The sequence below is a fragment of the Winogradskya humida genome (assembly GCF_016862215.1).
GTDB lineage: Bacteria > Actinomycetota > Actinomycetes > Mycobacteriales > Micromonosporaceae > Actinoplanes > Actinoplanes humidus.
This window is the reverse complement of the sequence record NZ_BOMN01000086.1, coordinates 162,753-188,868: the sequence shown is the minus strand read 5'-3', so window position 1 is coordinate 188,868 and position 26,116 is coordinate 162,753. Positions and strand designations below refer to the sequence as shown.

The 26,116-nt window shown below is 70.0% G+C and carries 20 protein-coding genes and 1 pseudogene; 8 read left to right on the top strand and 13 right to left on the bottom strand.

All coding sequences use genetic code 11. The annotated features are described in order from the left end of the window. Positions 1 to 30 precede the first annotated feature (30 nt). The 3 genes and pseudogenes from Ahu01nite_RS29825 to Ahu01nite_RS29815 form a co-directional block, all read right to left on the bottom strand. Positions 31 to 1,173: pseudogene (locus tag Ahu01nite_RS29825) on the bottom strand (arginase family protein); the annotation flags it as partial. A 31-nt stretch (positions 1,174 to 1,204) separates the two neighbouring features. Continuing rightward, positions 1,205 to 2,146 carry a tetratricopeptide repeat protein gene (locus tag Ahu01nite_RS29820; protein WP_203839980.1) on the bottom strand — a complete coding sequence of 314 codons (942 nt, stop codon included), beginning with the start codon at positions 2,144 to 2,146 and terminating at the stop codon, positions 1,205 to 1,207. A gap of 64 nt (positions 2,147 to 2,210) precedes the next feature. Continuing rightward, on the bottom strand, positions 2,211 to 3,134 hold the full coding sequence (locus Ahu01nite_RS29815; protein WP_203839979.1) for an SDR family NAD(P)-dependent oxidoreductase: 924 nt from the start codon (positions 3,132 to 3,134) through the stop codon (positions 2,211 to 2,213). A gap of 112 nt (positions 3,135 to 3,246) precedes the next feature. Here Ahu01nite_RS29815 and Ahu01nite_RS29810 point away from each other — a divergent pair, with 112 nt between their 5' ends. Then, positions 3,247 to 3,795, top strand: coding sequence for a TetR/AcrR family transcriptional regulator (locus tag Ahu01nite_RS29810; RefSeq protein ID WP_203839978.1), 549 nt, complete (start codon positions 3,247 to 3,249; stop codon positions 3,793 to 3,795). Here Ahu01nite_RS29810 and icmA read toward each other — a convergent pair. The 5 genes from icmA to Ahu01nite_RS29785 all read right to left on the bottom strand — a co-directional run bounded on the left by icmA (position 3,792) and on the right by Ahu01nite_RS29785 (position 11,774). Beyond that, a complete protein-coding gene (gene icmA / locus Ahu01nite_RS29805) occupies positions 3,792 to 5,465 on the bottom strand; it encodes a coenzyme B12-dependent isobutyryl-CoA mutase large subunit (RefSeq protein WP_203839977.1) in 1,674 nt (557 codons plus the stop codon). The two genes, Ahu01nite_RS29810 and icmA, sit on opposite strands and share 4 nt — an antisense overlap. A 31-nt stretch (positions 5,466 to 5,496) precedes the next feature. Continuing rightward, positions 5,497 to 7,734 (bottom strand): putative bifunctional diguanylate cyclase/phosphodiesterase, encoded by a 2,238-nt coding sequence (locus Ahu01nite_RS29800; protein ID WP_203839976.1) that lies wholly within the window; start codon positions 7,732 to 7,734, stop codon positions 5,497 to 5,499. 91 nt (positions 7,735 to 7,825) lie between these two features. Next, positions 7,826 to 8,932, bottom strand: a complete 1,107-nt coding sequence (locus tag Ahu01nite_RS29795; protein WP_203839975.1) for a sugar ABC transporter substrate-binding protein — start codon at positions 8,930 to 8,932, stop codon at positions 7,826 to 7,828. 80 nt (positions 8,933 to 9,012) lie between these two features. Beyond that, positions 9,013 to 10,530: a GGDEF domain-containing protein gene (locus tag Ahu01nite_RS29790; protein WP_203839974.1), complete on the bottom strand. Its 1,518-nt coding sequence runs from the start codon at positions 10,528 to 10,530 to the stop codon at positions 9,013 to 9,015. Positions 10,531 to 10,592: 62 nt separating this feature from the next. Continuing rightward, positions 10,593 to 11,774: an FAD-dependent oxidoreductase gene (locus Ahu01nite_RS29785; protein WP_203839973.1), complete on the bottom strand. Its 1,182-nt coding sequence runs from the start codon at positions 11,772 to 11,774 to the stop codon at positions 10,593 to 10,595. Between the two features lie 55 nt (positions 11,775 to 11,829). Here Ahu01nite_RS29785 and Ahu01nite_RS29780 point away from each other — a divergent pair, with 55 nt between their 5' ends. Then, positions 11,830 to 12,426, top strand: coding sequence for a PadR family transcriptional regulator (locus Ahu01nite_RS29780; protein ID WP_203839972.1), 597 nt, complete (start codon positions 11,830 to 11,832; stop codon positions 12,424 to 12,426). Here Ahu01nite_RS29780 and meaB read toward each other — a convergent pair. Then, entirely contained in the window at positions 12,400 to 13,359 is a 960-nt protein-coding gene (gene meaB / locus Ahu01nite_RS29775) for a methylmalonyl Co-A mutase-associated GTPase MeaB (protein WP_203840009.1), read from the bottom strand. The two genes, Ahu01nite_RS29780 and meaB, sit on opposite strands and share 27 nt — an antisense overlap. Before the next feature lie 61 nt (positions 13,360 to 13,420). Further along, positions 13,421 to 14,611, bottom strand: coding sequence for an acetyl-CoA C-acetyltransferase (locus tag Ahu01nite_RS29770; RefSeq protein ID WP_203839971.1), 1,191 nt, complete (start codon positions 14,609 to 14,611; stop codon positions 13,421 to 13,423). Between the two features lie 147 nt (positions 14,612 to 14,758). Here Ahu01nite_RS29770 and mce point away from each other — a divergent pair, with 147 nt between their 5' ends. From mce to Ahu01nite_RS29750, 4 genes are all read left to right on the top strand, one after another. Continuing rightward, entirely contained in the window at positions 14,759 to 15,229 is a 471-nt protein-coding gene (mce, locus tag Ahu01nite_RS29765) for a methylmalonyl-CoA epimerase (RefSeq protein ID WP_239159239.1), read from the top strand. A gap of 279 nt (positions 15,230 to 15,508) precedes the next feature. Continuing rightward, positions 15,509 to 16,852 carry a DivIVA domain-containing protein gene (locus Ahu01nite_RS29760; RefSeq protein WP_203839969.1) on the top strand — a complete coding sequence of 448 codons (1,344 nt, stop codon included), beginning with the start codon at positions 15,509 to 15,511 and terminating at the stop codon, positions 16,850 to 16,852. 226 nt (positions 16,853 to 17,078) lie between these two features. Next, positions 17,079 to 18,587, top strand: coding sequence for a Laminin subunit beta-1 (locus Ahu01nite_RS29755; protein WP_239159246.1), 1,509 nt, complete (start codon positions 17,079 to 17,081; stop codon positions 18,585 to 18,587). 250 nt (positions 18,588 to 18,837) lie between these two features. Further along, on the top strand, positions 18,838 to 20,067 hold the full coding sequence (locus Ahu01nite_RS29750; protein ID WP_438874840.1) for an AI-2E family transporter: 1,230 nt from the start codon (positions 18,838 to 18,840) through the stop codon (positions 20,065 to 20,067). Between the two features lie 6 nt (positions 20,068 to 20,073). Here the strand turns inward: Ahu01nite_RS29750 and Ahu01nite_RS29745 are convergent, their stop codons facing one another. From Ahu01nite_RS29745 to Ahu01nite_RS29735, 3 genes are all read right to left on the bottom strand, one after another. Next, positions 20,074 to 21,576 (bottom strand): DUF6297 family protein, encoded by a 1,503-nt coding sequence (locus Ahu01nite_RS29745; RefSeq protein ID WP_203839968.1) that lies wholly within the window; start codon positions 21,574 to 21,576, stop codon positions 20,074 to 20,076. 262 nt (positions 21,577 to 21,838) lie between these two features. Next, the gene (locus Ahu01nite_RS29740) at positions 21,839 to 22,483 is read right to left on the bottom strand and encodes an ABC transporter ATP-binding protein (RefSeq protein WP_203839967.1); all 645 of its coding nucleotides are present in this window, start codon (positions 22,481 to 22,483) and stop codon (positions 21,839 to 21,841) included. A gap of 24 nt (positions 22,484 to 22,507) precedes the next feature. Continuing rightward, positions 22,508 to 24,001 (bottom strand): aldehyde dehydrogenase family protein, encoded by a 1,494-nt coding sequence (locus Ahu01nite_RS29735; RefSeq protein WP_203839966.1) that lies wholly within the window; start codon positions 23,999 to 24,001, stop codon positions 22,508 to 22,510. 57 nt (positions 24,002 to 24,058) lie between these two features. Between Ahu01nite_RS29735 and Ahu01nite_RS29730 the strand changes: the two genes are divergently transcribed. Continuing rightward, on the top strand, positions 24,059 to 24,397 hold the full coding sequence (locus Ahu01nite_RS29730; protein WP_498370805.1) for an Rv1322 family protein: 339 nt from the start codon (positions 24,059 to 24,061) through the stop codon (positions 24,395 to 24,397). A gap of 27 nt (positions 24,398 to 24,424) precedes the next feature. Beyond that, positions 24,425 to 25,222 (top strand): alpha/beta hydrolase, encoded by a 798-nt coding sequence (locus Ahu01nite_RS29725; RefSeq protein ID WP_203839965.1) that lies wholly within the window; start codon positions 24,425 to 24,427, stop codon positions 25,220 to 25,222. Positions 25,223 to 26,116: the final 894 nt, after the last annotated feature.

The following is a 26,116-nucleotide window of genomic DNA, read 5'->3' as shown; positions in this document are numbered from 1 at the left end:
CCCTTCAAAGAGCGACCCCACGCCTTCAGGAAGCGACCCTGGTCTTTCAGAGAGCGACCCCACGCCCCCAGGGACCGACCCCACGCCCCCAGGGACCGACCCCGCGTCCTCAGCGAGCAACCCCGGGCCTTCAGAAACCGACCCTGAGCCCCCAGCGAGGCCCCCAGAGAGCGACCCCGGGCGTGTCGCGGGCCCCAAACGGCCGGGGGTCTCCGGGGTGAGGAGGTCGCGGCGGGCGGCGATCAGGTCGGGGCGGGCGTCGACCGTGTGGGCTGATTGGAGGCCGGAGACGAGGGCGGAGGTGATTTCTTCGGCGTAGGTGCCGTCGGGGTCGTAGTCGGGGTCGAAGACCGTGATTTCTACGCCGAGGCAGTGGGGGGATTCGACGAGGGCGGCGAGGAGGATTTCCAGCTCGGGGAAGGCGATGCCGCCGGGTTCCGGGGCGTCGACGGCGGGCATGACGGCCGGGTCGAGGACGTCGACGTCGAGGTGGACCCAGTAGCCGGCGCAGTCGGCGAGTTGGTCCTGGGCCCATTGGGCGCTTCGGGCGGCGCCTTCGGCTCTCAGGGTGGGGACCGGGCGGGTGACGATTCCTGCGGCCTGGAGGTCGAGGCGGTATTCGTCCTGGGCTCGGATGCCCATGACGACCACGTCGATGTCGCGGTAGTAGGGGCGGCGGCCTTCCATGGCGGCCAGGTCGACCTGGCCTCGGCCGGTGACGAGGGCCAGGTCCTCGCCGGCGGCTGCTCCGACGTAGGAGGCGTTGCCGGGGTGGCGGAAGTCGGAGTGGCCGTCGATGAAGATCAGGCCGATGTGGCCGCCGACCGCTTCGCCCAGGCGGTGCATCGCGAGGGCTGAGCCCAGGACGATGGAGCAGTCGCCGCCGAGGATGACGGGGAATTCGCCCTGGTCGAGGATGGCGCCGATGCGGTCGGCGAGGCGGCGGGAGTAGCCGGCGATCTCGCGGGCGTGTGCCACGCCGTCGCCCGGTCGCCAGTCGCCGGGGTCGTAGCGGGGTGGGGTGAGGCAGCCGGCGTCGCGGGCGTTGAGGCGGCGGAGGAGGCCCTGGTCGCGCAGGGCTCCAGGCGCTTTTGCGCAGCCGGGCACCGAGGTCGCGGTTGGTGGGCGCAGACCGAGGTTGGACGGTGCGTCGAGCACGGCTATGCGGCGCATGGAGCCCCCGTACGAAGGTGCGAAAAGGGGTTTAGAAGAGCGCGCGGGCGAGCGCGCGGCGGGCTGTTGCCACGGCCGGGTCGTCCGGGCCGGCGACGGCGAAGAGACCGAGCAGGCGTTTGCGGACGGCGTCGCGTTCCTCGCCGGTGGTTCGTTTGACGAGGGCGACGAGGCGGTCGTACGCCTCCGGGGCCTGTCCGCTGAGGACCTCGATGTCGGCGGCGAGCTGGTGGCTCTCGATGTCGTCGGGGTCGTCGGCGGCCTTGGCCATGACGGTTTCCGCGTCGACGCCGGTGACGCGGCGGTAGAGCTCGACCTGGGCGAGGCCGGACTCCGCGGCGTGGTCCTGCGGGGACTCGGCGAGGATCTTGCGGTATGCCGCTTCGGCCTCGTCGAGGTCGCCGGTCATCAGCGCGTCGTCGGCGGCGTCCATCCGCGGGTCCTCGGGGGCGGCGACCTCGATGCCGCCGGCTTTGAGGACGGCGTCGACGTAGCGGCGGATCTCGGGCTCGGGGATGACGCCGGGGAAGCCCTCGACGAGCTGGCCGCCCACGACCGCGATCACCGTCGGGATGCTCTGGACGCGCAGTGCCTGGGCGAGTCGCGGGTTGGCGTCCACGTCGACCTTGCCGAGCACCCAGCTGCCGCCGTATTCGACGGCGAGCTTCTCGAGCACCGGCGAGAGCTGCTTGCAGGCCTCGCTCCACTCGGCCCAGAAGTCGAGGATGACCGGGGTCGACATCGACAGCTCGAGCACCGTCGTCTGGAAATTCTCTTCGGTCACGTCGATGACCGCGGGGCCGTGCCCAGCGCCGGGAATGGCGCCGGGGATGGCGGGCTGACCGGCCGGGGCCGCACCGGTGGGCACGCGGGCGGGATCGGCGGGCCCGGCGGGCCTGGTTGCCGGGCGCAGGGCACCGAGGTCGACCGCGCCGCGGGTGAAGATCGACGGAGTGGTCCGTGGGTCGCTCATGGTTACCAAGTCTCGCACGCAGATGGGCCCATTCGCCGCGCCGCCGGGCAGGCGATATCAAGCGTCACACCCGACCACCAAGATCCTCTGACCGGAGGTAGCGCACACCCGTCGCGTCCTCGGAGATCTGCCACAGCCGAGCGGCCAGCAACGGGTCGTCCGCAGGGGCGGCAAGCGGGTCGAAGTGCACACGGATGTCCTTTTTCCGCGCGGCGGGCCCGAGGAAGACCCCGGTTTGAGCGGCGGGGCTGGTGGCCGCGAACGCGAGGGCGAGCGCGCCCTGTTCGGCCGGGCGGGAGAAGAGCGCACCGCCGAGCTTCAGAAAGGCGGTCTGCACGAAGCCCGAGGCGGTGGCGTTCATCGGCGTGGCGGCCATGCCCGGGTGCGCGAGGAAGCTCCGGACGGGACTCCCCACCAGACGCAGCCGACGGTCCAGCTCGGCTCCGAACAGGAGATTCGCAACCTTTGACTTGACGTACGCCGCCCCGGGCGCGAACCCGTCCGCCGCGCTGAGGTCCTCGAAGCCGGTCCTGACCTTGATTCGCCGGTAGAGGTTGGAGCCGACCGCGACGATCCGCGGGTCGTGATCGGGCCGGAACAGGTCGAGCAGAAGCCCGGTGACGGCGAACGCGCCGAGGTGGTTCGTGGCGAAGACCCGCTCGTAGCCCTGCGGGGTCAGTTGCCGGGTCTGCGCCCCGATGCCCGCGTTGTTGATCAGCACGTCGAGGTGCCGGCCATCACGATGCATCCGGTCGCTGAAACGCCGGATCGAGTCCAGGTCGGCGACATCGACCTCGCGGATCTCGACATCCCCGGAGGGCCGGACCGAGGCGGCCTTGGCCGTGTCGCGCACCGCCATGATCACCGTCGCACCGCGCCGGGCGAATTCCGACGTCAGGACGAGGCCGAGCCCGCTGCTCGCTCCGGTGATCATCACCGTACGCCCGGCCTGATCCGGCATCTCGTCATAGTTCCAGCTCATAGCCATGATCAACCTCCGACAGAAGCATGAGCGGATAAATAATCCGCCACCCGGAGACCCACCGTAGCAGGTAAACGGATAAAAAATCCGCAGCCAGCGGATGAGATATCCTCGGAGGGTGTCGCTGCGAGCAGATTCCGCCCGGGTACGCACCCGCATGCTCACCGCCGCCCGGGACCGCATCGCGGCGGGCGACCTGGAGCTGCCGATGAACGCCATCGCCAAGGAGGCGGGCGTCGGGGTGGGCACCATGTACAGGCACTTCGCCACGCGCGAGGCGCTGCTGGAGTCACTGGCCGAGGAGAGCTACCGCGCCCTGGTCGACGAGGCGAAGAAGGCGGCGGAGAACCCGGACGTCGCCGAGGGACTGACCAACCTGCTCCGCGCCGGCCTGCGCAGCCAGCTCACCGACGCCGCCCTCGCGAAGGTGCTCGCCGCGCCGACGTTCGAGTGCACCGAGACCCTGGTGCTCAGCAAGGAGCTCGGCAGGGTGTCGCTGCAGGTGATCGAGCGCGCCCGGCAGGCCGGGGTCCTGCGCCCGGACGTGACGCCGGACGACGTGCGCCGCCTCACGTGCGGGGTCCAGTACGCGGTCCGCAGCGGCGGCGACCAGGATGAGGCCGCCGACCGCTATCTCGACATCATGCTGAAGGGCCTGAAGGCCTAGAAGCGGGCGGGCTCGCGGTAGATGCCCCACTCGTCCTTGAGCACGCCGCAGATCTCGCCCAGCGTGGCCTCGGCCCGGGCGGCGTCCAGCATCGCGGGGATCATGTTCTCGCCGCTGCGCGCGGCTTCGATAAGACGATCAAGAGCGTGCTTCACGCGTACGGAATCACGGCCGTCCTTGCGACCACTGAGCTCGCGCCGCTGCTGCAGCTCGACCTCATGCGAGACGCGAAGGATCTCCAGGTCCTTGGCAACCGTGCCGGTGTGCACGTTGACGCCGACGATCCGCTTCTCGCCCTTCTCGACCGACTGCTGATAGGAGAAGGCGGCCTCGGCGATGTTGGCGGTGAACCAGCCGTCCTCGATGCCCCGCAGGATGCCGGCGGTGATCGTGCCGTCCTCGCCCAGCTCGCGGATCCGGGCGAAGATCTCCTCCGCCTCGGCCTCGATCCGGTCGGTGAGCGCCTCGAGGTACCACGAGCCGCCGAGCGGGTCGGCCACGTTGGTCACCCCGGTCTCCTCCATCAGCACCTGCTGGGTGCGCAGCGCGATCTCGGCGGACTCGTCGGTGGGCAGGGCGAGGGTCTCGTCCAGCGCGTTGGTGTGCAGCGAGTTGGTGCCACCGAGCACAGCGGCGAGCGCTTCGACCGCTGTGCGTACAACATTGTTGACCGGCTGTTGCGCAGTGAGCGAGACCCCCGCGGTCTGGGTGTGGAACTTGAGCCAGAGGGCCTTTTCGCTGGTCGCGCCGTAGTCGTCGCGCAGGTGCCGGGCCCAGAGCCGGCGGGCGGCCCGGAACTTGGCGATCTCCTCGAAGAAGTCGACGTGCGCGTCGAAGAAGAAGCTCAGCCCGGGCGCGAACTGGTTGACGTCCAGGCCGCGGGACAGGCCCAGCTCGACGTAGCCGAAACCGTCCGCCAGGGTGTACGCGAGCTCCTGAGCGGCGGTCGACCCGGCCTCACGGATGTGGTAACCGGAGACCGACAGCGGCTTGTAGTGCGGGATCTCGGCCGCGCACCACTGCATCAGGTCGCCGATCAGGCGCAGGTGCGGCTCCGGGGTGAAGAGCCACTCCTTCTGCGCGATGTATTCCTTGAAGATGTCGGTTTGCAGCGTGCCGTCGAGTTTGCTGAGGTCGGCGCCCTGGCGTTCGGCGGCGACGAGGTACATGCAGAAGACCGGGACCGCCGGGCCGGAGATGGTCATGCTGGTCGTGACGTCCTGCAGGGGGATGCCGTCGAAGAGCACGTCCATGTCGGCGGCCGAGTCGATCGCGACGCCGCAGTGGCCGACCTCGCCGAGCGATTCGGGCTCGTCGGAGTCGCGGCCCATCAGGGTCGGCATGTCGAACGCGACGCTGAGCCCGCCGCCACCCGCGGCCAGGATCATCTTGTAGCGCTCGTTGGTCTGCCGCGCGTTGCCGAACCCCGCGAACTGCCGGATGGTCCAGGTCCGCCCGCGGTAGCCGGTGGGATAGAGGCCCCGGGTGTACGGGAACTCGCCCGGCCATCCGATCCGCTCGAAGTCGTCCACCGTGTCACCGGGCGCCGGCCCGTAGACCGGGTCGACGGGCAATCCGGAGAGCGTGGTGAAGTCGGCGTCGCGCTTGCGTGCGGCGTCGTACCGCTTCTGCCACCGCTCGCGTCCGGCGGTTATGTCGGCTGCGTCCATGCGCCCATCGTAGGGCAACACTGAACGATCATTAAGTCTTGGAAGAGGCCGTCATCCGGGCCCTGGGGCGGTGCGGGCCGATCTGGACGAGGTCGGCGGTCACCGGCGGTGAGAACAGATATCCCTGACCGCGGGCGCAGCCCATGGCCAGCAGCTGGCCCAGCTGCCGCGGCTCCTCGATGCCCTCGGCGACGCAGGTCAGACCGAGCGCGTGGACCAGGTCCAGCACCGCCTTGAACAGCACCTTCGCCTTGTTGTCCCAGGCCAGCTCGCGGACGAAGGAGCGATCGATCTTCACCACGTCGACCGGGAGCTTGCGCAGGTAGGTCAGCGACGAGTAGCCCACACCGAAGTCGTCCAGCGAGATGCGTACGCCCAGCGCCTTCACCTCACGCAGCGTGGTGGCCGCCGCGTCCAGATCCGCGATCAGCGACGACTCGGTCACCTCGACGGTCAGCGAGTTGCCCGGCAGTCCGTGCTCGCGCAGCGCCGTGCGGACGTCCTCGACCACCCGCCCGGAGACCAGGTACGCCACCGACAGGTTCACCGCGATCGTGTACGCCGGATCGATCTGACGCCACTCCGCGAGCTGAGCCGCCGCCGCGTCGAGCACCCAGCGGTCGATCTCCACGAGCAGTCCGGCGTCCTCGGCGGCGGGCAGGAAGTCGTCGGGCTGGATCGGGCCGCGGGTCGGGTGCCGCCAGCGCACGAGTGCCTCGGCGGCGTGCGAGGCACCGCTGGCCAGGTCGACCACCGGCTGGTACGCGACGAACAGTTGCCCCTCGGCGAGCGCCACGGCGAGCTCGGCCTGCAACCGGCGGCGCTGCTCGGCGAGGGCGGCGAGCTCCCGGTCGTACACCTTGTAGGTGCCCTTGCCGTTGTTCTTGGCCTCGTACATGGCCATGTCGGCCTCGTGCAGCAGGTGGTCGCGATCCTCAGCCGCGGCGGCGGTCGCGATGCCGATGCTGGCACCGACCGCGGCGGGCAGACCGGGCTCGCCCAGCCGGTCCAGGATCGCGCGGGCCATGCCCCGGGCGTCGTCGACGTCACCGTGCCGGACCAGCACCGCGAACTCGTCACCGCCGAGCCGGGCCGGCAGCGCGTCGTCGCCCACCGCGTCCCGCAGCCGCTGCGCCACGGTGATCAGCAGTTTGTCGCCGGTGGCGTGCCCGAACGTGTCGTTGACCGCCTTGAAGCCGTCGAGGTCGACCAGGAGCAGCGCGGCCACCGGGTCCTTGGCGAGCTCGGCGGTGAGCCTGGCGCGGTTGGCGAGCCCGGTCAGCGTGTCGTGCGCGGCGTCGTGGGCGAACCGCTCGCGCTCCCGGACCAGACTGCGGCTGAGCGCGGCGTTGAGCCGGAGCTCGACGAACTGGCGGCCGAAGACGGCGACCACCAGGACGACCACGGCGAGCACGGTCCCGGTGTCGAACGTGCGCCCCTGGATCACGAACGTCACGCCGACCCCGATGAAGATCACCACGGGGGCGTACGGAACCAGATTGCCGAACCGCGTCGACGGCGCCCACACCCGCTCCTCGCCCTCGGGCAGGCTCGAGAACGGCGCCGCGGCGAGGATCCCGGCAGCCGCGATGAAGCCGCCGTGCACCGCCGGGTGCAGCCAGCCGATGCCGAAGACGTTCGCGACGACCTCCACCAGCAGCGTCACGGTCAGCACGACCACACCACCGGTGACCACCGTCATCGCGCTACGCCGCCGCAACGACTGCCCGCTGAGCAGCACCAGCGCGATGGCGAGCACACCCGCGGCGAGCACCGGGTAACTGAGGTCGACGATCGCGTCGGAAGGACTCTCGATCCGGCTGAGCGGCCCGAACAGCAGCACCCAGACCGCGCCCATGAGCGCACAGGCGGCGACTATGCCGTCGAAGACCATCCGCAGCTTGCCGCCGGCACCGCGGGGCGCGGTCGGTATGGAGAGCATCCCGGCGACCGCGAAACCGAACGCGGCGAGGTTGAGCACGGTGGCAGCGGTCCCGCGACCACCGGCGTGACCGGTAACGGCCGCCCCGATGCCGACGGAGATCTCGGCGAAGGCCCAGCACGCCAGGCCGATCGAGGTGATCGTCCAGACCCGGCGCGCGTGACCGCGGCGACTGAGCGCGAAGAGCCCGTGCAGCACGGCGCCGGTCGCGGTCGCGACCATCATGCAGAGGCTGTAGATCAGGACGGCATGCGCCGGGAAAACGTACAGACCGGCCTGGACCAGCGCGAACGCCACCCACGCAACAGGGCGGAGGCGGCGACGCATGCATTTACTCCCGGGTACGGCAACCAACTGGCACCGCACATGTCGGCCAAAAGGGCGCCGACCTTCGGAGAAATGCCGTGTGAGGCAGCGCCTACTTGATGCCGTTGGGAGCGCAGAACGCGGCGAAGCGGCCCGCGCAGACGGCCTTCTTCTCGACGAAGTGGTCGCTGATCACGGAGCCGACGTCCTTCTTGAAGATCGCCTGCGGTTGCAACAGCACCGAGGGGACGTACGCGCCGGATTCGGTGTCCTTGACCCGGCCGGCCGCGGTGGCCTGTTCGCCCTTGTACAGCTTGATCGCCAGGTCGGCGGCCGCGTCGGCTTCCTTCTTGATCGGCTTGTAGACCGTCATGCACTGGTCGCCTGCGAGCACGTTCTGCAGGCCGGGGACCGTGGCGTCCTGGCCGGTGACCGGGACCTCGCCGTTCTTCCCGCTCTGGCGCAGGATCTGGATCACCGAGTTGGCGAGCCCGTCGTTGGCCGCCAGCACCCCGTTGATGCCCTTGCCGGTCTGGTTCCACATCTCCCGGAAGACCACGGTCGCCTCGTCGTTGTCCCAGTCGGCGACGGCCTGGTCCGGGCCCTTGAGATAGACGGCGTCGTCGTAGAGCGGCTGCAGGATCGAGTCGTAGCCGGCCTTGAACAGGGTGGCGTTGTTGTCGTCCGGCGAGCCGTTGAGCTCGGCGATCTTGGGGACCTTGACGCCCTTCGCGGTCAGGCACTGCACGAGGCCCTTGCCCTGCAGCTCGCCCACGGCCTTGTTGTCGAAGCTGACGTAGTAGTCGGCGCCGCCGTTGAGCGTGAGCCGGTCGTAGTCAATCGTCTTGACCCCGGCGGCCCTGGCCTCGTCGAGCACGGCCTTGCCGCTCGCGGAGTCGAGGTTGACGATCATCAGCACCTTGGCGCCGCCGGAGATCATCTCGTCGGCGATGCGCTTGAACTTCTCCTTGTCGCCGTCGGCGTTCTGGATGTCGACCGGCACGTCGGCCGCGGCGAACGCGGCCTTGAGCAGCTTCGGGTCGTCCGTGCCCCAGCGCTGGGAGGTCTCGGTGTCGGGCAGGATGACGCCGACCTTGCCGGGCCCGCTGACCTTGCTGCCGCTCGAGGTGGTGGTGTCGCTCCCGCCGCTCGTGCAGGCGGTGAGCCCGCCGAGGGCGATCAGACCCGCGGCGGCCAGTACAGAGATCCTCGAGCGCATCGCATGATCCTCCAGGCCGGTGGGCGGCCACGTTACCAGGCAAAATCGCTGAGCAACCATGGGAGAAACAGCGGTAAAGATCAATATATGAGCTCGCGGCGGGATTCCTTCGCCGCGTACATCGCCATATCGGCCTCATGTAACAGGCTGTCCGGGTCGGAGGTGCCGTACTTACCGGTGGCCATGCCGACGCTTGCGCTCAGTGACACCTCGGCGGCGCCGATGCGGACCGTGCCGTGCAGCGCCAGGGCCAGCCCGTTCGCCACCCCGGCCCGGCGGTCCTCGGGGAGCCCCTCCACGAGCACGGCGAACTCGTCACCGCCGAGCCGTGCGACGAGGTCACCGGCGCGTACGCACGCCCGCAACCGATTCGCCACCTCGATCAGCAACTGGTCGCCGCTCGCGTGCCCGTAGGCGTCGTTGACGGGCTTGAAGTCGTCCAGGTCGATCAGGAAGACGGTCACCGACCCCGCGGCGATCGCCTCGTGCAGCCGGCTCATGAACTGCCCCCGGTTCGCGAGCCTGGTCAGCCCGTCGTGATAGGCGAGGTCGGTCAGCCGGGAGGTCAGCGCGTCCCGCTCGCGCAGCAGCTCGGAGATGTGCCGGAAGGCGGCCACCTGACGCGCGGTCACCAGCACGGTTGTCACCGCCGCCCCGGCCAGCACCACCCAGGACCGCCAGGCCAGGCCGTGGAACGCGAGCATCCCGAAGGCCAGGAGCCAGACCGAGGCCATCGCGGCGTACGGCAGCGGGCTGTACGGCCGCTCCGCCTCCGCCCGGCCGTGGCGCCCCGACCCGGCCCGCACCTGGCGCTCCTGCACCCGCGCGCCGATCGCGATCAGCCCGCTCCCGGCCACGTTCGCCGCGAACAGCCACGGCCGGAATCCCTGATCGAGGTAGAGCGTCACCGGCACGGCCTGCAACCCGGCCTGCAGGACCGCGGCCGCGCCGTAGAGAACCCCGGCCGCGGGGGTGAACGGCGAGCGGCCGCCCAGCACGATCTTGACCACGGCGAAGATCGCCACCAGGAACAGCCCCGGCTGGACCAGCACGGCGATGCCCGTCTGCAGCGCCCAGGCCAGATCGTGCTCCCCGGCCGGGGGCTGGAAGACCCACAGCCCGAACGTCGTGGCGGCGGCCATCACGGTGCCGACGTCGATGCGCAGCCGCAGCCGCTGGGCCCGGCCCATGCCACCGAGCGGGTACCTGAGCAGGCCGCCGACCATCAGCGCGATCCCGACCGCGATCGAGACGAGCTGCAGGCCCGTGCCGGCCACCGCGTCGTAGGAAGTGGCGTCGCGGGCGGTGACGCCGAGCTGCACCACGTTGCCCAGCACGAGCACCGCACCCGCCGCACCGAAGTACCGCCACATGCGCCGCCCGGCGAGGGCACGCGCGGAGGTGCCGGGCATCGAAGCTGCGACCCGCCAGGAGCAGACCGCGAAACATCCCTGCACCGCGAGCATGAGCAGCCAGAACACCGCCACCTGCGGGCCGGCGGGCGCCCGGCGCAGCGCGAACCCGGAGAACGAGACCAGGATCAGGACGACGAGCGCGACCAGCAACGGGTCACGACGCCACAGCCGATCCCTGAACACCCGATCCCCTCCCGCCGATTTCCGCCTCGTCCATTCGGCCGCCGGGTACTCGGATTGAAGATTTACACCCTGTGATCCAGGATCCAGGCCTGCGGATTGCCCCTGCGGTAGAGCATCCGCATGATCAGCGGGGTGAGGGCGTCCCGGACCTTCGCGCCGATCGGACCCGCGGTCTTGGTACTACCGCTGCGCTTGCCGTAGGCGACCACTCTCTCGACCCTTGGCCTGCGGATTCTTTCGTACGCCGAGAGCGCGGCCGGGATCTGTTCAGCGCCCAGGCACCGGCCGAGAACCACCGCGTCCTCGATCGCCATCGACGCGCCCTGCCCGGACGACGGGGACACCGCGTGGGCCGCGTCGCCGACGAGCACGATCCGGTCGTCGTGCCACACCGGCAGCCGTGGCACGTCCCAGGTGTTCCACGGGCCGAGCGCGGTGCTGGTGGCGCCGATCAGCTCGCGGGCGGGGAACGGGTCGTCGGCGAACACGTCCAGCAGATAGGCGCGCCAGCTCGTCGCGGTGAACTCCCCACGCTCGACCGGCTCGCGGCGGGCCGGGTTGGCGAACCACCACACCGAGCCGTCCGGGGCGGTCGCCCAGCCGAAGAACGCCTGCCGACCGAACGCCATCTGCATCACGCCGGCTTCGGGCAGTTGCATGGGTTTTCCGCCGCGGGAGAACTCAGGCGCGTCCTTGACCGGGCCGTCCGTGAATCCGCCGGCATTGAGGAGCCCCAGGTAGCGCGGGGCGGGTGCGGCCGGGTCCAGGGCTTTTCTGGTACGCGAGTTCAGCCCGTCGGCACCGATGAGCAGCTCCCCGCGTACCTCCAAGCCGTCTTCGAATCCGACCCGCACCCCGGCGCCGTCCGGAACGGCGCTGACCAGGCGTTTGCCGTAGGTGATCGGGATGTCGGCAGCGCGTACCAGATCACGAAGGCCTTGATAGAGATCGGCCCGGCGGATGGTCGTCGTCGTGTCCCCCAGCGGAAGTTCCGCCAGGAACTGGCCCTTCCCGCCCCGCAGCTGCATCCGGGGCGTGGCGAAACCCGCGGCCAGCAGCTGCGCCGGGTCGAGGTCGAGGTCGCGCAGCGCGTTGAGCCCGTTGGCGGCGACGGTCACGAACGCGCCGGTCTCGTCGCCGTCGCCGGCCTCGTAGATGTGCGGGGTGAACCCGGCGCGGTGCAGGGCAAGGGCGGCGACGGTCCCGGCGATCCCGCCGCCCGCCACGATCGCGGTCTTAGTCATGTAATGACTATGCATCTTATGACTAAGAGCCGGCAAGCCCCTTAGGCTGTCGACCATGACCTCCGCCCCATCGCGTCGCGCCCCGCTGGCGATGGTGCTGCTGGCGCTGCTGTCCGAGGCGCCGATGCACCCCTACCGGATGCAGCAGATGATCAAGGAGCGCGGGCAGGACCAATTGGTCAACGTGGCCCAGCGCAACAGCGTCTACCAGGCATTGGACCGGCTGGTGCGCGACGGTCTGGCCCGGCCCGGCGGCACGGCACGCGAGGCCGGACGGCCCGAACGGACCGTCTACGAGATCACTTCAGCGGGCAGCGAGGCGCTGCGTCTCTGGCTGACCGCGGCGCTCCCCACGCCGGCCCGGGAGTTCCCCGAGTTCCCGGCGGCGCTCGCCTTCGCCGTCAGTCTCGACCCCGATCAAATGCGGGATTTGTTGGTACGCCGGACAGCGGCGCAACAGGCACGACTGGCAGAGATCGAGGCGCAGGCGCCGCCGGGAATGCCCCGCATCTTCCTGATCGAGGACGAATACCGGGTGGCGATGCTGCGGGCCGAGATCACCTGGCTGACGTCGGTGGTCGACGACCTGGGCGCCGGGCGGCTGACGTGGAGCCTCGAGATGATCTCAGAGACGCTCGCCGAGTTCGGCTAGCAGCACGTCGGCCGCCGCGTAGGGATCGGTCGCGCCCTCGGCGACCTGCGAAGCGAGCTTGCCCAGCGCGGTGCCGTCGCCCAGGTCGCCCATCCGTGCCCGGAGCGCGGCCAGCGCGATCGCCTCGACCTCGACAGCGGCCCGCTTCTCGTGCGCGGCCTGCAGCCGGCCGGAGCCCTCGAGCCACTCGCGGTGCTTGGCGATCGCCGCCACCACCTCGTCGATACCCTCGCCCTTGACCGCCGTCGCCCGCACGACCTGCGGGCGCCAGTCTCCTGGCTCCCGCTCGCCGAGGCTCAGCATGCCCTGGATGTCGCGGTAGGTGGCGTCCGCGCCGGGCCGGTCCGCCTTGTTGATCACGAAGACGTCGGCGATCTCCAGGATGCCGGCCTTGACCGCCTGGATGGCGTCACCCATCCCCGGCGCGAGCAGCACCAGGGTCGTGTCGGCGAGCGAGGCGATCTCCACCTCGGCCTGCCCCACGCCGACCGTCTCGACCAGCACCACGTCGCAGCCGGCACCCTCCAGCACCCGGACCGCCTGCGGGGTCGCCACGCTGAGCCCGCCGAGCCGGCCCCGGGTCGACATCGAGCGGATGTAGACGCCCGGGTCGGTCGTGTGCTCCTGCATGCGGATCCGGTCGCCGAGGATGGCGCCGCCGGTGAACGGGCTCGACGGGTCGACGGCCAGCACCCCGACCCGGCGCCCGGCCCGGCGCAACGCGCGGACCAGCTCGTTCGTGGTGGTGGACTTGCCCACCCCGGGCGAACCGGTCAGCCCGACGACCTGGGCCCGGCCCGCGAACGGCGCCAGGGCCGCGGCGACCTCCCGCAGCCGGGGGTCGCCGTTCTCCACCATGCTGATCAGCCGTGCGACCGAACGCGGGTCACCCTCTCGCGCGCGGGCGACCAGCGTCAGGACGTCGCCGACCATCTTCACTCGTCGCTGCCCTGCGCCTCGGTGACCCGAACCTCGGTGGCCGGCACCTTGATGATCACTGGCCCTCGCCCGGCACCTTGATGATCAGGGCATCGCCCTGGCCGCCGCCGCCGCACAGGGCAGCCGCGCCCGTGCCGCCGCCGCGGCGCTTGAGCTCCATCGCCAGCGTGAGCACCAGGCGGGCGCCGGACATCCCGATCGGGTGGCCCAGCGCGATCGCCCCGCCGTTGACGTTGACGATGTCCTCGTTCACCTTGAGCTCGCGCATCGAGTGGATGACCACCTGCGCGAACGCCTCGTTCATCTCGATCAGGTCGAGGTCGTCGACGCCGAGGCCGGCCTTGCCGAGCGCGTGCCGGATCGCGTTGGCGGGCTGCGCCTGCAGCGAGTTGTCCGGGCCCGCGACATTGCCGTGCGCGCCGATCTCCGCGAGCCAGGTCAGCCCCAGCTCCTCGGCCTTCGCGCGGCTCATCACCACGACAGCGGCCGCGCCGTCGGAGATCGGTGACGCGCTGCCCGCGGTGATGGTGCCGTCCTTGGCGAACGCCGGGCGCAGGTCACCGAGCGACTCGGTGGTCGCGTCGGGGCGTACGCCCTCGTCGGTGTCGATCACCTTGTCACTGTTACGCAGCCCGGCCGGGACCGCCACGATCTCGTCCGCGAACCGCCCCTCGCGCTGCGCGGCGGCCGCCCGCTGGTGACTGAGCGCCGCGAACGCGTCCTGCTCGGTGCGGGTGATGCCGAGGTCCCTGCCGCTGGTCTCGGTCGACTCGCCCATGGAGATGCCCGCCCACGGATCCATCAGGCCGTCGAACGCGGTGTGGTCCCGGACGAGGATGTCGCCGTACTTCTTGCCCTGGCGCTGACCGAGCATCAGGTGCGGCGCGTTGGTCATCGACTCCATGCCACCGGCCACCACGATGTCGAACTCGCCGGCCCGGATCAGCTGGTCGGCCAGCGCGATCGCGTCGAGCCCGGAGAGGCACACCTTGTTGACGGTGACCGCGGGCGTGCTCATCGGGATCCCGGCGGCGACCGCGGCCTGCCGGGCGGTGATCTGGCCGGTGCCCGCCTGCAGCACCTGCCCCATGATCACGTACTGCACCTGCTCCGGTGCGACCCCGCCGCGCTGCAGAGCCGCGGCGATGGCGTGGCCGCCCAGCGCCGTGGCCGAGACGTTCTTGAGGTTGCCGAGAAGACGACCCATGGGGGTACGGGCGCCGCTGACAATCACCGAGCTGGTCACGAGGGGCTCCAGTCTTCTTCTCTTCTTCCGACGGGTCACTTCCGTCGGGTCACGCCCATCGGGCTGAACGAAGGTTAAGGTCAGCGTAGCTGGATGTCTGATAAGTCACGCAGCGGACGGCACAGTCACAATGTCACACTCTCCGACATGGACTCCTTGCCCGAGCTTTCCCGCGGCGGAAAACCGATGCAACTGCCCGAGGTCGGACTACTACGCGTCGATCACGTCGGGATCGCCGTGGCCGACCTGGACGAAGCGCTGGCCTTCTACTCCGAGACGTTCGGCATGCACTGCGTGCACGAGGAACGCAACGAGGAGCAGGGCGTCCGCGAAGCCATGATCGCCACCGACCCGGACGGCACCGGGGCGCGGATCCAGTTACTCGCGCCACTACGACCCGACTCGGCGATCGCGAAGTTCCTCGATCGCAACGGGCCGGGGCTCCAGCAATTGGCGTACACAGTGAAGGATGTTGAAGCCGCGAGCGACGCGCTGCGGGCCCGGGGTTTGCGCCTTCTGTATGAAAGCCCTCGGCGGGGCACAGCGGGGTCACGCATCAACTTCGTGCACCCCAAGGACGCAGGCGGCGTACTCGTCGAACTGGTCGAACCGGCCTGATTCATCCCCCTTAAGGGTGAAACATCCTGACGTCGCCGCTCCGGACTGGCAGGATCGGGACCATCGAGGAGCGGCCCGGGGCAACCCTGTGAGACGATCTCCGGCGCCTGGCCTGCACAGCAGGTAGCGGTGCAGGCACAGCGTGCGGACGCCCTTCGTGAGCGCTGGCCGAACGGCCGACATCGGCCCTCGGCGACCAGGACGAAGGTGATCTTAGGCCGGAATACCCGGCCCGTACGCTCTTGCGTTGCCCCCTGGGGGGTCTGCCAGTATGTCGCAATGCCCCAGCAGCAGGATGCCAATCTCGCCTTCTTCGAAACCGCGAATTCGCAGCACGACTTCACCGTTGTCCTGCGTGGATATGACCGCGGTCAGGTCGACGCGCACCTAGGCCGGCTGGTAGCCGCGCTGAACCAGTCCGAGCAGGCCCGCGGCGAGGCCGAGCAGCGGATGAACGACGCGCAGCGCCGCCTGCGACAGGCCGAGCAGCGCCTGAACGCCCTCGAGCAGAAGCTGGCCGACAGCAACAAGCTCCTCGAGGAGAACAATCGGCCGACGCTGTCCGGGCTGGGCACCCGGGTGGAGCAGATCCTGCGCTTGGCCGAGGAACAGGCGAACGACCACCGTAGCGAGGCCAAGCGGGAGTCCGAGGGCATCCTCTCCGCAGCTCGGCTCGAAGCGCGTGAGATCACGGACAAGGCCCGTGCCGAGGCCGCCGCGATGAAGGCGACCGCCGAGCGCGACGCGGGGCAGCTGCGCACGCACGCCGAGCGCGAGGCCGCCGAGAACAGGGTGCAGGCACGTCGTGAGGCCGACACGCTGCGCTCCGACGCCGACCGCGAGACCAAGCAGCTGCGCACGGTCACCGCGCACGAGGTCGCCGAGCTGAAGTCGACCGTCGAACGCGAGGTGGCGTCGCTGCGGGCAACCGCCGAGCGGGAGATCACCCAGCTGCGCGCCAAGGCCGCCCGTGAGGCCGAGGAGAAGCGCGCCGAGGCGACCAAGCTGCTCACCGACTCCCGCGACAAGCGCGACAAGGACCTTCAGGCCCTGGCCATGGAGATCGCCGAGCGTCGCGAGAAGGCCGAGCGCGAGGAATCCGAGCGGCACGCCTCCCAGGTCAACGCGACCCAGAAGATGGTGTCCGAGGCCGAGGAGCGCGCCCGCGCCGCCGAGGACCGCGCCAAGGAGATCGAGCAGCGCGCCGAGAACCGCCGCCTCGAGTCCGAGCGGCACTCCGTCGAGACGGTCGAGAAGGCCCGCGCCCTCGCCGAGAAGACCGTCACCGAGGCCCGCAGCGAGTCGCAGCGACTGCTCGGCGACGCGCGTCAGGAGGCCGAGATCACGACCCAGGCCGCCAAGCGTCAGGTCGAGGACCTCACCCGTCAGAAGGACCAGGTCACCAACCAGCTCGGCCAGATGCTCTCCGGTCTTTCCGGCCTGGTGCCCACCGTCGGCGCCGCCGCGGCAGCCCAGGCAGTCGCCGCAGCCGCACCCGCCGCCGCCCAGCCCGCCGCAGCTCAGCCCACCCCTGCGGCCCCGGCCGCCGAGGCACCGGCGCAGCGCACCGGTGAGGACGACGCGGACGTCGAGGCACCCGAGGTCGCGGCCAAGGGCAGCTGAGTCATTCGCCACTCAGTCTCCGGTTGCGCCACCCCGGCGGGTGGGTAACGGTTAGAGGACCGGGCGGCTGTGCAAAACGTTGTGTGCGGGCCGTTCCGGAGAACATCCGGCACGGCCCGCATTGCGTTTCGCACGTAGCCTGAGCACACGACGATAAGCAACTAGACGCACAGTCCCCGCCAGGCCGGTGTGTATCGACACGTCGCGGGACGATGCGTATGTGAGGATGGAAAGCATGTCGCACGGCGGGGAAATCTTCGGTCTCGGTGGAGAGACGCCACCGGAGCCCAGCTTCGAGACCGCCCTGCGGGGTTACGAGAAGAAACAGGTCGAGCGGTACGTTGCCCGGGCCGAGACCGAGATCGCCACACTGATCGGCGAGCGGGACAACGCCCAGCTGCAGAACCAGGCCATGATGGGCCAGATCGACCGGCTGCAGCAGGAGCTCTCCCAGGCCCGCCGGCAGCCGAGCCTCGGCGCCGACGTCTCCTTCCGGCACCTCGGCCCCAAGGTCGAGGAACTGCTCGCCAAGGCCGAAGAGGTCGCGGCGCAGATCAAGAGCGACGCAAGCGGCGACATCAAGGCCCGTCTGGCCGAAGCCGAGCGCATCCGTGCCGAGTCCGAGGCCCACGCCCACGACGCCGGCCGCGACTTCGAAATCACCCTCGCCGCCCGCCGCGCCGACGAGGAAAAAGCCGATGTCGCCCGCCGCGCCGCCGCCGACAAGGCCCTCGCCGCGACCCGCCAGTCCGCCGAGCAGATGCGCGCCGAAGCCGAGGCCACCCTGACCCGCACCCGCACCGAGGCCCAGCAGCTCACGGAGCGCACGGCCCAGGAGGTTCAGAAGACCCGCGCCGAAGCGGACGGCTACGCCAAGTCCACCCGGCTCCAGGCGGACCAGGAGATCAAGGGCCTGCGCGACAAGACCCAGCAGGAAATCGCCAAGCTGCGCGCCGACGCCGACCGCGAGAAGACCGACGCCAAGGCCGCAGTCGAACGCGAAGTAGGCCAGCGCCGCCAAGAGGTCGTCCAAGAGCTCGGCCAGATGCGAACCGGCGTCGAAAAACAGTGCGCCGACCTCCGCAGCGAAGCCGACAAATACGCCGAAGAAGTCCTCCGCCGCTCCGACGAGCAGGCCACCGCCATCCGCAAGGACATCGCCGCCCAACAGGACAAGATCGCCGGCCTCGCCCGAGACCTCGAAGCCGCCCAGGCCAAGGTCACCGAAGCCGAGAAGAAGGCCTCCGCGGCCACCGAACGCTCCGCTCAAGCCGAACAGGAAGCCGAGCGCTCCGTAAAGCGCCTGGCCGAGGTCAAACTCGAACTCGAAGCCGCCCTCAAACACGTCGAAACCGCCAAGGCCGCCGGCGAAGCCGCCGAACGCCGAGCCACCGAAGTCCGCCGCCAGGTCCAAAAAGAAGCCAAACGAGTCGCCGAGCTCGCCGCCGCCGCCGTCCTCGCCGCAGCCGCCTCCCCGGACGACGACGATGACGACGAGGACGAAGCACCCCCGGCCGCCACCATCGCTCCCGTGGCGACCAAGGTCGCCAGCGGCGCGGACAGCACCCCCGCCACCACCGGGACCCCTGCCACCGCCACCGGGACCGCTCCGGTAGCACCGCAGTCCGCCCCGGCGCAGCCGGACAAGCCCGACGCCAACCCCGCCAAGGTCACCGCATCCGCCAAGGTGACCGCACGCCCGGGCCCCACCCGGGTGGGCGTCGACGCCGACTGATCTTCTCGCTCCACAGCATCACCGCAGCGGCCCAGGGCACCACGCCCCGGGCCGCCGCCGTTCCCGCACGGATTCCCCCCACCCGCTCCGGTTCGGCGAAGCTCCGCCCGCGCGGTGGCCCGTCCGTTCAGCGTCGGCACCGCGGGACGTCCTGCCGGGTGGCGAGGGGGTGCGTGGGCTCGATACATTGCCGCCGGGGTGTCGGTCGCCGCCATGGGTGACCTCCCCTTTTCTCCCGTGGAGGTAGACCGTGACGGCCGACGAGCCCCGCCCCGCCGAGGTGCCGGCCGACGACCCTGTGCCGTCGCCGATCCCGGCAGGTCCCACCCCGATCACACCCGAGCAGAGCGAGCCGGGGCGTGAGCGGGTGCCGAGGCAGGCGGAGAAGCGGACGAAGCGGGTGGACGCTGTGGCGCGGGCCGAGGCCAGTGGGCAGTTCGGGGCGCCCGGGCCGCCGCTCAACCGGCGGAACCCGTTCCTGATCGGCCTGACCGGCGGGTTGGGCGTGATCGTCGCGTACGGCATATTTCTCGGGCTCCGGAATGCCGCGTCGATCCTTGTCCTGATCTTTATCGCGTTGTTCCTGGCGATCGGGTTGAATCCGGCGGTCATGCGGTTACGGAAATGGGGATTGCCGCGCGGGCTGGCCGTTACCGTGATGGCTCTCGCGGTGGTGTTGTTGCTGTGCGGTGGCGTGGTGGCGCTGATTCCGCCGCTGGTCACGCAGACCGGGCAGCTGGTGGAGAACGTTCCGGACTTCATTGCGAGTCTGCAGCGCAATGAGACCGTGAGTGAGCTGGTCCAGCGGTACGACATTCTGGAGAAAGTGCAGAGCGCGGTCAACGCCGGGACCGTCACCAATGCGCTCGGCGGGGTGGTCGGCGGGGCCAAGCTGGTGTTCGGGACGATTTTCAATGTGCTGACCGTGATCGTGCTGACGATCTATTTTATGGCGGCTTTCGAGCGGATCAAGAATGCCGGGTATGCCCTGGTGCCCGCGTCGCGGCGGGATCGGGTGCGGTTGCTGACCGACGAGATTCTGACGAAGGTCGGCGCGTACATGGTCGGGGCGTTGTCGATTGCCGTGCTGGCGGGTATTTCGACGTGGGTGTTCGCGATGGTGGTCGGGCTGGCGTACCCGTTTGCGCTGGCTGTGGTGATTGCGATCTGTGATCTGATCCCGCAGATCGGGGCGACGCTGGGGGCGGTGATCGTCAGTCTGATCGGGCTGGCTGACTCGCTGACCACCGGGATCATCTGCATCGTGTTCTTCATTGTTTACCAGCAGATCGAGAACTACCTGATCTACCCGAACGTGATGCGGCGCTCGGTGAAGGTCAGCGACGTGGCGGCGGTGACCGCGGCGCTGCTGGGTGTGGGGCTCTTCGGTGTCATCGGGGCGCTGGTCGCCATCCCGATGGTGGCCGCCGTCCAGCTGATCATCCGCGAGGTGGTCAACCCGAGCATGGAGCACAAATAACGGCGGTCAGTGCGTGCTGAGCTCGACGCGGTCCTTCGCGGTGGTTCCGGCCAGGTAGGCGCGGACGGCGAGTACCGAGAGCGTCGCCTGGATGATCACTCCGGTCAGGTCCAGCGGGTTGCCCAGGGCGATCAGCACGATCGTCGGTACGCCGAGGAGCAGCACGTCGACCCCGGCCAGCGAGGCGATCAGCGGGCCGGGCGAGAACGAGCCCATCGGGGTGTCGAACGGCAGGATGGAGTTGTTGACGAAGCCTGTGCGGGCCTTGCGCACCGCCGCGACCCCGCCGACCGGTCCCAGCACGATCCCCAGCGCCCACCACGGTCCGGCGGGGAGCTCGCCGAGGATCTGAAGCAGTGACAGCGCGGCGGTGTACCAGATGGTGGCCAGCGCGACCGGGACGTAGCAGCGCTGCAGCACCGAGTCACGGGAGCTGATGCCGAGCATCCGCAGCATCCACGGGTTGCCGGTGTCGGTGCGTACGTTGCTCGTGGTCACGCCGCCGGCGAACAGGCCGCCGAGCACCACCGCGATCGCCAGCACCCACCCGGGCGCGGACACGAACAGCGACGGCAGCGCGGCGCCACCGGCCAGCCAGAGCAACCGGCGCGGCCGCCGGCGCAGGAGCAACAGATCTTGAGCGGTGAGTACGGGCACCCGCCGCCACAACCGCATCGACCGAAGCTTCCGCCGCGCCCAGTAACGCCGTTCGAGCATGTCCGTGACGAAGGACGGCTCGACCCCGAATGCCGAGTCGGCGAGCGTACCCGCGGTTTTGGCTGCTTCCAGGATGCGATCGTTGGGAGTGCGGCCCAGGGTGCGTACGGCAAGGGCGAAGAAAATGAGCACGATCAGCGCGAGGGCACCCACCACCGGGAGCACCGACCCGGCCGGGGGCCACCCGGCGGGCGCGCGCGGCGCGTGCACGGCCGAGTCGACGACCAGCCCGGCCAGACCGGCCGCGAGCAGCAGGTACGCGATGGTGTCCGACAGGCCCGACCACCAGCGGTCCGCCTGCGCGGCGAGCGCGATCAGGAGCAGTACGTTCGCGGCCAGCGCCCCCAGCAGCGGCAACGCCACCACCTGCTCGGCCAGCGGGCGCGCGAGGACGTGACCCATGATCGCCAGGGCACCGAGCGCGCCGGTCATCGCGGCGATCGCCATCGCCGCGCCGAGTGAGGGCAGCAGCAGGACGCGGCGGCTGACCGGGGCCATGAGCAGCCACGACGAGGCCGGGCGGCTCAGCGCCAGCGGACCGAGCCGGCGCAGCGCGATGTAGAGGCCGCCGATCAGCGCGACGATGATCGACACCCCGGCGAGCTGGGAGGCGTTCGGCACCGACGGCCAGAAGACGACAGCCAGCTGCCGGTGCAGCATGCCGCCGACGATCGCGATGAAGAGCAGCGCGAAGTAGAAGTTGCCGAGCGTCTCGCCCCGCTCCTTGTGCGCCGCCTGCCGCTTGCGCACCCAGCCACGTACCTCGGTGACGCTGACTGCCGCCTCAGTCATGCTGCGCCACCTTCGGCATGCTCTTCTGGCCTCGCCGCTGCGGGGAGTCGCCTGCCGCCGGCAGGCGACGCTCGGTGCAGGCGATCATGCTGCGCCACCTTTTGCATGCTCTTCTGGCCCTCGCCGCTGCGGGCCGTCGCCCACCAACGCCAGGCGTGGCTCGGTGCAGGCGATCATGCTGCGCCACCTTTTGCATGCTCTTCTGGCCCTCGCCGCTGCGGGCCATCGCCTGCCGCCGGCAGGCGACGCTCGGTGCAGGCGATCATGCCTGGACGGGGTGGAGGTCGGTCATGCTGATCGGCGACATACCCGCGGCCGAGCTGAAGACGTCGTCGTGGCTGGCCATGAGGACGCTGCCGCCGCCGGCGAGGTATTCGGCGATCATCGCGGCGACCGTGGCCCGGCCGTCGGGGTCGAGGCGCTGCTCGGGTTCGTCGAGGATGAGCAGCTTGCTCGGGCGCAGCAGGATCAGGGCGAGCGTGAGGCGCTGTTTCTGGCCCGATGACAGCGACGGCGGGATCGCGTCGGCGTGCGAGGCGAGGCCGAAGCGTTCGAGGGCCTCGTCGACGCCGGACTCCTCGGCGTCGACGCCGTGCGCGCGGCAGACCAGCTCGGCGTGCTCGCGGGCGGTCAGGCCCGGGTACCACGTGGGGGGCTCGACCGTGGTCGCGACCGCCCGCCAGAACTCCGGAGTGGAGCCGGGCGGGCCGCCGAACACCTCGATCTCGCCGGCGTCCGGGCTCTGCAGGCTCGAGATGCAGCGCAGGAGCGTGGACTTGCCGATGCCGTTCTCGCCGGTGATGCAGACGCCCGCACCCTCGGCAACGGTCAGGTCGACGTCCACCAGGACCGGGGTGGAGCCGTAGCTCACCGACAGGCCGCGTACAGAGATCGCGGAACGTTGCACCGTGCGACGCTAACAGGTGCGCTGTCAGGGGCGACGGGCGTACAGCAGCTTGAGCGTTTTGACGATCCGCTGGACCTGCGCGGGAGTGCGTTCGAACGTCATCGCCGGCAGCAGCGAGGGCCCGCGACGCACAGTGATCGACTTGGCGACGCCGAACTCGCGCAGCCCGTCCTCGCCGTGGATGCGGCCGAACCCGGAGTCGCCCACGCCGCCGAACGGCAGGGTGGCCATGCCGACGAAGGCCATCGCGGAGTTCACCGAGACCATGCCGGAGCGCATCCGCCGCGCGATCCGGACGGCGTTCTTCTTCCCGAAGACGGCTCCGCCCAGGCCGTACGGCAGCGCGTTGGCCTTCGCGAGCGCCTCGTCCGCGTCGACAACCTTGGAGATGGTCAGCGTGGGCCCGAACGTCTCCTCCTGGATCGCCGCCGACCCCTCGGGCACGTCGACCAGCACGGTCGGCGCGACGCTCGGCGCCTGCACCGCGTCCGCGCCGCCGAGCACGGCCCGGCCCCCACTGGCCAGGGCGTCGTCGATGTGCCGCCGGACCACGTCGAGCTGCCCGGGCATGGTCATCGGGCCGATGTCCTCGCCCAACTTCAGCTTGCTCGCCTTGGCGACCACGGCGGCCACGAACTCGTCGTAGACCGGCGCCACGGCGTACACCCGCTCGATGCCGATGCAGGTCTGCCCGGCGTTGGTCATCGCGCCCCAGACGGCGGCCTCGGCTGCGGCCTGCACGTCCGCGTCGGCATCCACGATCATCGCGTCCTTGCCGCCGGCCTCGATGATCACCGGGACGAGGTTTTCGGCGCAGGCCGCCATGACCTTCTTCGCCGTCGCGGTCGACCCGGTGAAGGCCAGCTTGCCGATCCCCGAGCGGCAGAGCGCTGCCCCGACGTCGCCCAGCCCGTGCACGACCTGGAGGACCGGGTGCTCCGGGACGACCTCGGCGAACGTGTCAGCCAGCCACTGCCCGACCACCGGCGTGTACTCGCTCGGCTTCAGGACCACGGCGTTTCCCGCGGCCAGGGCGCCCGAGGCGGGACCCAGCGGCGTCAGGATCGGATAATTCCACGGCCCGATGATCCCGACCACACCGTACGGCTGATACTCCAGGTGAGCGGAATGCTCCGCGACCACCAGCCGGGACCGGACCTTGCGCGGGCCGAGCACGCGCTTCGCGTTCCGGGCGGCCCAGTCGATGTGCTCGATCGCCGCCAGCGCCTCGACAACGGCGTCGGCCACCGGCTTCCCGGTCTCGACATGGGTCAGCTCGCCGAGCTCCTCGATCCGCTCGGCCATCACCGCCCGCCACTGCAACAACCGGGTGCGACGCCCGTCAAAACCCAGCGCGGCCCACCAGACGCCGGCCTCCCTGCCGCGATCCACGGCCGCGACCACGGCTTTCTCATCAGACACGGGTACGCGTCCCGCCTCGTCACCGGTCGCGGGACTCGTGGAGATGAGCACCCCGTTTTCGATCGCGGGCACTCCGGGCGTACGCGTATCGGTCATGAACGTGAGTCTAAGTCGCATTCGGCATGACGCACCTCACACGTACGCTTGATTGTTGTGAGCCCCCGCCGCAACCGCCCCAAGTCGTCACAGCGACCGGCGGCCCCCGCCGACCCCGAGGACGACAACGTCCGCCGGGGCATCGGCGGCGTCCAGCAATACCAGGACGGCGACTGGATGGTCCGCTCCATCTTCGGCGGCGCGGCGACGAAGACCTACCGCTGCCCCGGCTGCATGCAGGAGATCCGCCCCGGCGTCGCCCACATCGTCGCCTGGCCCGCCGACGACCGCGGCGACGAATCCGACCGCCGCCACTGGCACACCGGCTGCTGGCGCGCCCGCGACCGCCGCGCCCCCACCGTGGAACGCTCGAGAAACGCCCCCCGCTACGGCTAGCGGCTTCCCGCGGGTAAGGATGGTCGGGTGGCTTCCATCCGCGCGAACTCCATCCTGCCCGCCAAGCGGACAGACATCACGCTGCACACCGCCGACGGCCTGACCCTGGTCGGCGAGCTCGCGGTCCCCCTCGACCGCCCCCCGGTGGCAACCCTGGTCTGCCTCCACCCCCTGCCCACCCACGGCGGCATGATGGACAGCCACATCTTCCGCAAGGCCGCCTGGCGCCTCCCCGCCCTGGCCGCCGTGGCAGTCCTCCGCTTCAACACCCGAGGCACCACCAGCGTCCGAGGCACCAGCGAAGGCGCCTTCGACGCCGCGAACGGCGAACGCTACGACGTAGCCGCCGCCATCGAATACGCCGAGTTCGCCGACCTCCCCAACATCTGGCTCCTAGGCTGGTCCTTCGGCACCGACCTAACCCTCATGCACGGCCTAGACCCCACCGTCACAGGCGCCATTCTCCTGTCCCCGCCCCTGCGCTTCTCATCTCCCGAACACCTGAAGGCCTGGGCTGCGGACGGAAAACCGCTCACGGCTCTGATCCCCGAATTCGACGACTACCTCCGCCCGGCAGAAGCCACGGAAAGATTCGCCGCCATCCCCCACGCCGAGGTCATCCCCATGCCGGGCGCCAAACACCTCTGGGTAGGCGACGCCGAAAAGGTCCTCGACAAAATCGTTCAGCGCGTGGCGCCCGAGGTCACAGTCCCCCTCCCCGAGGACTGGGACGGCCCGATGGAATCCGGCGACATGAACGCCTACGCCAACAAAACAGTCGCAGCCTTCAACAACGTCCCCGTCCCCAAACCCCTGACGGACTGACCCCTCAGGTTGAAGCCCCCACCCAACGGCCCCCCACCTGATAACGGCCTGACCTCACCGCAGGTGGAAGCGCCCAAAAACATGGTGGTAGCGCAACGTAAGTCGCACTGCGCCCCGCCGGTGCCGAGGGCGCCGAAAATGACTAGGCGCCCTTTGCCGTGGTCATTTTCGGTGTCCTCGGCACCGGCACGCCCTTGGGCGCAGTGCCCCCGAGCGAAGCGAGGCCAGCAACCCAGCAGCCGCGTGCAACCACCCCTCCCCCAAAGGGTCCAACCCGCACGCACCCCCACCCCGGGGTTAACCCACCGACCTACGCCGCTTCCAAATCCCGCGCGGACAGATAAACGCCATGCTTCCAAAAAGCCGCCGGCGCGGTAACCAAGGCCTCCATCTGCTTGGACCGCAACGACGACGGAAACCAAGGAGGGTTACTCAGGACCTACCTTGAGCTGCAGATCGCCGCAGGTGGACGGCCTGATCTCCCCGTCCTGAACATTCCTCCCTGAATACACGGCTCACCGATAGCCGTCGATGACGATTTCGGCCATTGTGCGCGAGGCTCGAAGAAGATTCTCTTATGTGAACGCGTGGCGTCATCGGGGTGGCCCCCGAGCGGGTCAGGTGTTGGGGGCAAGCAGGCGGCTGCGTACTTCACCTGCCAGCGGTTGATGAAACGGGTCCAGTCGAACAGGTCACCGGCGGCACGCCTGCGGTCACGCTCGGCGTCGGCGTCAGCGTCGGCCTGCGTGGTGTTCGCTGCCCGGAACAAAGCACGAGCTGCCTCGATCCACCTGAGGTTGCCGTCCGGTGTCCGCGCCTCGGGGGAGTCGCGTCGCAGCCGGGCGGTATGGCCCAAGGCTTTCCCGAACGCGCGCCGGACCCGGTGCTCACGGC